Genomic DNA, 6,023 nt, shown 5'->3' with positions numbered 1-6,023 from the left:
AGTGAAAATTCTGACATAGCAAAATCCTGAGCAACTTTTTGTTGCTCAGGTACTTAAAAAGTTTAATTTATAATAGTATTGCGGAATTAAGGATTGTAAAACTTTAAGCGTATGGTTGACTATTGTTATTATAAACAAATATTCTTGTGGTGGCTATTGCTATTTCGTATTCTCCTTCCTGCATTTTCTCAAACAGATATTATCGGAAGGGTTGTCAATAAAAACCATAAAGGACTATCCGATATATCCGTACGGCTGATGCTTCCGGCAGACAGCAGTATTATAGGTTATTGTTTCACGGACGAAAAAGGAAATTACAAACTTTCTTACAAAGGAGATAACCCATATTTACTAATCAATATATCTGCAATAAACATCAAGCAACAAACGAAACACGTTGAAAATAAGAGCCAAACCGTAGATTTTATAGCAGAAGAAGGGAGTGTTTCTCTTCGGGAAGTGGTCGTGAAATCTAATAAAATATGGGGCAATAAAGACACTATCAATTATTCGGTCGCAGCTTTCAAAGATAAGAAAGACTTGGTTATCGGCGACGTGTTGAAAAAAATGCCGGGTATTGATGTGAAAGAAAGTGGACAAATCACTTACAAGGGCAAACCTATCAATAAGTTTTATATTGAAAACCTTGATATGTTGCAAGGTCGTTATCGTATTGCGACAAACAATCTTTCTGCCAATGACATAGCAACTGTGCAGGTATTTGAAAATCACCAGCCCATAAAAGCTTTGGAAAAATCACAGTTCTCTAATGAAGCGGCTATCAACCTGAAAATCAAGGAAGGCAGGAAAGGTGTTTTTAGCATAATGGCCATGTTGGGATTGGGCGTCGATAAACACTTGCTTTGGCAGGAAGAACTCACCGGGATGTATTTCACCAAAGGACGCCAGCACCTGTTCACTTATAAAACCAACAATAATGGTACAGATGTAAACCAAGAACTGCGCTCGTTTACTGCCAATAATCCCATCGGAGAATTGCAAATGACCGGTGTGCAACAACCGTCGCCACCATCCATACGTTTTGAACGATACAACTTCAATACTTCACATGCTATTACGGCAAACAATCTGTTCAAGTTGAAAAATGATGCGGAAATAAGCACTAATCTTATTTATTACAACAATAAAGATAAACGGCACAGTTTCGCCCGAACATCATACGTGTTGCCAGGCGAAGACACGAGAATCATCGAAGAAGATATTTCGACCCGAAACAGAACCAATAACATTGAAGCTGAATTTCGATACAACTTGAACAAGGATCGCAACTATTTCAACAATTATCTCAATGTATCGGGAAGCTGGAATGACGATTCGGGTGAGGTCAATACAAGACAGTTGATTGGACAACGACTGAACAGCAAGAGTTTTTTCGCCAATAATGTTACACATTGGATCAAGCGGAAGGAAAATGAAAGAGGCATAGAGCTGATATCTCGAAATGCTTTTCGCACACAACCGCATCACTTGCGCATTACCCCGGGGTTGTATCCTGACCTCATAAACGCAGGCAATGAATACAAAGCTCTTTCACAAAGCGTGCGCTACAACGCTTTCGCATCAGACAGCAGATTCTCATTTCTTTCGGCAGTTGTGTTCGGTAATGTACGGTTCAGTCCAACGGCAAATGTCAAAATAGAACATCAAAGACTGCATTCCGTCATGGAAATAACGGCTAATGATAACGCCACTCATGCTGTTTTGAATGACGACATGCGAAATGATATCAATTGGACACGCGTCAATACCGGCATTTCACTTGATGTGGCATACAACGGAGATAATTTGAAAATCAGTTTCTCTATGCCTGTTACCTACCAATATACTGTTATCAATGCCCCACAAACAAAACGTAAAATGCAGAACATCGATAAATTCTATTTTCAACCATCGCTGATGGCTCGGTATCGTTTCACCAATCAGCTGGAAGCCAACGGTGCTGCGGGATATTATACCCTAACACCGGGACTGATGACTCTTTATCCTGGCTATATTCTGCAAAACTATCGCACTATCAACAGATATAATGCACGGCTGTTTGATACCAGCAGTTTGATAGCTTCGCTCGGCTTATCCTATAAAAACGTCTTAAATATGTTCTTCGCAAGTGGAGACATTTCATTCAGTCACGATCATAGCGAGGGTATGTATGCTCAGACTTTCGATGGACAATTATCCGTAACTCAGGTGGCTATGCAACCCAATGATGGTAATTCCTTTTCGGTAAGCGGACGAATGAGCAAAGGATTTAATTGGAAAGCTTTGGTTCTTTCGGCAGAGGCTTCGTGGGGAAGAGCTGTAATTGACCAACTGCGTCAAAATAAATTGGTGAATTACAAGAGTCAATGGATAAATGCAAGCACATCGGTAAACTTAAAGCCATTCCACTGGTTTCTCACAGAATATAAAATATCGTGGGGACGTAATAGAGGGAAGATTAGTTCGGGAGAAAATTTCAAACCGATACAGTCGATCAAGCAGCGAGCTGTTGTCGATATTTCGCTCCCGTTCAACATCAATCTTAATGGTTCATTGGAACATTATTATAACAATGCCATCCAAGGCGACAAAAGTTTTACGCTTGCAGACTTGGGGTTGACATTTGTGAGCAAAGGTATTCGATATTCGCTCGACTGGACAAATATCTTCAACACGAAGAAATATGTTTCGGCTTCTTACGGCTCATTAAATTCTTATTATTCCGAATATGACATTCGGCCAAGGTCTGTGATGCTAAAAGTTAGATTTAAACTGTTATAAACAAAATCTATATATAGATTATGAACGTAATCAGAAATGACATTCACTTTTTGTGTAAAAACAATTTGAGCCATTTAGCCCTTGCTGATTGCTTATGGTTTGTCGTTCCATTAGCAGGGACTATGACATGACGAAAACGCTTGGGAACGATACAATTAATTCATAAAAGTAATAACAATAAAAAGTAACAACTATATGAAACTCAAAAAAATCAAACTGAATAAATTGGCTGAAAATAGTTTGGCTAATCGTGAAATGAAAGAATTGAAAGGTGGTAATTGCTGTCTTTGTGCTAGTCGTTATGCTGATCATGGTGGTTCATCCACAGCCGCCAATAGGGATGCAAACTATGATCACAATTACACGAGCGTAGGCTACCCACATCCCTGTAAATAACTCTTAACACCTATCAGTCTAAGCTTATAATTGACTTAGACTGATAGGATTTAAATTTCACTCAAAATAACGACAACATTAATGATGAATAAAATTGCGATTGCCATATTGGTCTTGTTCTCTTTGACTACAAATGCACAAGTTCTGAAGACGGATAACGTTGATGAATGGGGAGGAGGGGCATCTTTTCAATTAACCAATAAATTTGAAGTAAAAGATACTGCTAATGTGAAAGTTATTTATCAGTTGAAAGCCAAGGACAGGCATGGCAAAGAATATTTCGATGATATACAGATTCTGTTAATCGGGAAGAATTTGTCCAAAACATACAGCAATTATACTTATCTAGCCGACTCTACTGCAACAGCTTGGATCAGAAAAGGTTCACAAGTAATTCCCTCTGGGAGTGGAAAAAAGGCAATGCCAATAGAGGTCTTCAAGGAGTATAAATTAAAAAAAATCACCATAAATTGTCGGAATATGATGAAGGAAGTATATCAGTATATAGAGCCTTATCCTATTAATTTCAATTGGCAGCTTGACATAGAAAAAAAGAAAATATTGGGCTATACGTGTCAAAAAGCCAAATGCTCATTCCGAGGACGCAACTATGTTGCGTGGTTTACATCTGAAATTCCAATAAGCGAGGGTCCCTATAAGTTTAGCGGATTGCCTGGCCTTATCCTTCAGATACATGATGAAACAAGTCAATATGATTTTACTTGTATTGGTATAGAGAATACGCTGGGAAAAGAGACTATTAAGTTATGGAAATGGAATTACAAAAGTATAAGTAGAGAGAAATATCTGAAATTTGAGAAAAGTATCTATCATGATCCTATTTTTTATTTAAATCAAGCAGGAGTTAAAGTATTTAACGCAGCCAATAAAGAAATAAAGAATGCTTCCATCTCTTATAATCCCATAGAGATAGAATAAATACAAGTAAAAGGACTTAACTGTAATTATTTATGAAAGAATACTTAAAGCCTGATGACATAAGGAAATGTTTAGCAAATACTCCTCAAGTAACTTTTGAAGTGACGGATGCGTGCAATCTGAGATGTGAGTATTGCGGTTATGGAAAATTTTATTCCGATTATGATGAAAGAAAAAGTCAAATGTTATCTACCCCAAAGGTAATTAAATTCATTGACTTTTTGATTGATTTGTGGAATTCTACTTTTAATACTTCCTCAAATCCGCAACTAAGCCCTTGAACGTCGTTATTGCGTTTACGCGTCCTCTCATTACTGAATTTGCAGATAATTTGAACTTGAAGCACCCACTTCTGCCTACAATATCCCCTTACCCCACAATGTGACTTGAGGCAATACACAATAGATGATAATGTGGAGTCAAATTGCTCCATGATTGAAAATAATCCCCCAAAAGGAGTGAGTCTCTCAGATTTAATTTGTATCTTCGCCAAGTCTATCGTCGGATTCTCTTGTTTTTTTTGCAACACTAAGTGAAAATTCTGACATGGCAAAATCCTGAGCAACTTTTTGTTGCTCAGGTACTTAAAAAGTTTATATAATCGTGTTGCGGAATTAAGGATAAATACGAATAATTTTAAAAGAAAGTGTTGATTATGAATATACTTGAAACTAGCCATCTCACTTTTAACTACAGAAATCATTCTGTATTAGAAGACATTAACTTGAAGATTCCAGAAGGTTCCATTTATGGATACTTAGGCAAGAATGGAGAGGGTAAATCAACAACGATAAAGATACTTTTAGGATTGGAGCAAACTAAAATAAATACGGTATTTTTCAATAAAAAAGAATTTCATTCCAACAGATTGCATATCCTTCAAAATATAGGATGCTTGATTGAACATCCATTCTTCTATGCAGATTTGAGTGCCTATGAGAATCTAAAATATTTGGATATACTATATCATTGTGGACAAAAACGCATTCAAGAGGTTCTAGAGCTTGTGAATTTGACTAAAGATAAAGACAAAAAAGTTAGAAAATATTCTACAGGAATGAAACAACGCTTGGGAATTGCGATGGCAATGTTTCATAATCCTAAATTACTCATTCTTGACGAACCACTCAATGGACTAGATCCTCAAGGTGTTTTTGAAATGAGAGAGCTAATGCTCAAACTTAAAAGTAAAGGAAAAACTATTTTCATTTCAGGACATATCTTAGCTGAAATGGAGAAAATATGCACACACATCGGAATATTAAATAATAAAAGATTATTGTTTCAAGGAGAAATTAATAGTCTACTCAATCAGAAAAAGCAATCTTATTTAATACATACGGACCAACTGGAACGATGCATGAAGATATGTAAAGAACACTTGATTCCCACAAAAAGGATCTCTGAAGCAACGCTTATTATAGAAATAGAGCAAGATGGTTCCTTTGACAGTTTTAAAAAATTAATGCAACAAAACCACATTCAAATTTTATTTGCAGATACATACCAAGAAAATTTGGAGTCTGTATTCCTTCATCTAATAAAAACCGACTTATGAAACCTATATCGTTCTTTACTATTCTTAAAAGTGAACACTATAAATTAAGATTTAATATTGCCATTTGGCTTTTCTTGCTATTTCCTTTGTTCATGACTTTATGCGTCGATATATATGTTTTGCATAAACATGCTGATGATATCTATAATCCGGTAATAACTTTTGATTATAATCCTTGGGTATGGGTATTGGGTAGATACATCTTCGACTCCTATGCTCTGCTTTATCCAATTCTTGCAGCCATTTTGAGTTATTCTTTATGCGATGTAGAATATAAGTTACTATGTTTGCAAAGGCTAACACACGGAGACAAGTCGGATGCCGCTCTTCGGAGGCTTCGCGCCTCCGG

General features: G+C 36.6%; 5 protein-coding genes and 2 pseudogenes. 6 read left to right on the top strand and 1 reads right to left on the bottom strand.

Annotation, left to right across the window (positions count from 1 at the left end):
• Positions 1-111 precede the first annotated feature (111 nt).
• The 4 genes from DEM91_RS11895 (at position 112) to DEM91_RS11880 (ending at position 4,397) form a co-directional block, all read left to right on the top strand.
• A complete protein-coding gene (locus DEM91_RS11895) occupies positions 112-2,781 on the top strand; it encodes a carboxypeptidase-like regulatory domain-containing protein (protein WP_249859058.1) in 2,670 nt (889 codons plus the stop codon).
• Between the two features lie 195 nt (positions 2,782-2,976).
• Positions 2,977-3,177: a TIGR04149 family rSAM-modified RiPP gene (locus DEM91_RS11890; RefSeq protein ID WP_195253312.1), complete on the top strand. Its 201-nt coding sequence runs from the start codon at positions 2,977-2,979 to the stop codon at positions 3,175-3,177.
• 81 nt (positions 3,178-3,258) lie between these two features.
• On the top strand, positions 3,259-4,116 hold the full coding sequence (locus DEM91_RS11885) for a GLPGLI family protein (protein WP_249859057.1): 858 nt from the start codon (positions 3,259-3,261) through the stop codon (positions 4,114-4,116).
• Positions 4,117-4,148: 32 nt separating this feature from the next.
• Positions 4,149-4,397, top strand: coding sequence for a hypothetical protein (locus tag DEM91_RS11880; RefSeq protein WP_229039349.1), 249 nt, complete (start codon positions 4,149-4,151; stop codon positions 4,395-4,397).
• 80 nt (positions 4,398-4,477) lie between these two features.
• Here DEM91_RS11880 and DEM91_RS12725 read toward each other — a convergent pair.
• Positions 4,478-4,609 (bottom strand): annotated as a pseudogene (locus DEM91_RS12725) (IS1380 family transposase); the annotation flags it as partial.
• Positions 4,610-4,771: 162 nt separating this feature from the next.
• Between DEM91_RS12725 and DEM91_RS11875 the strand changes: the two are divergent.
• Positions 4,772-5,674, top strand: coding sequence for an ATP-binding cassette domain-containing protein (locus tag DEM91_RS11875; RefSeq protein ID WP_249859056.1), 903 nt, complete (start codon positions 4,772-4,774; stop codon positions 5,672-5,674).
• Positions 5,671-6,023: pseudogene (locus DEM91_RS11870) on the top strand (ABC transporter permease); the annotation flags it as partial. The gene DEM91_RS11875 and the pseudogene DEM91_RS11870, both read left to right, overlap by 4 nt.

The organism is Prevotella sp. TCVGH (assembly GCF_023522295.1).
Classification (GTDB): Bacteria; Bacteroidota; Bacteroidia; order Bacteroidales; family Bacteroidaceae; genus Prevotella; species Prevotella timonensis.
The sequence above is the reverse complement of the archived record's forward strand: the minus strand, read 5'-3'. Positions and strand labels throughout refer to the sequence as shown.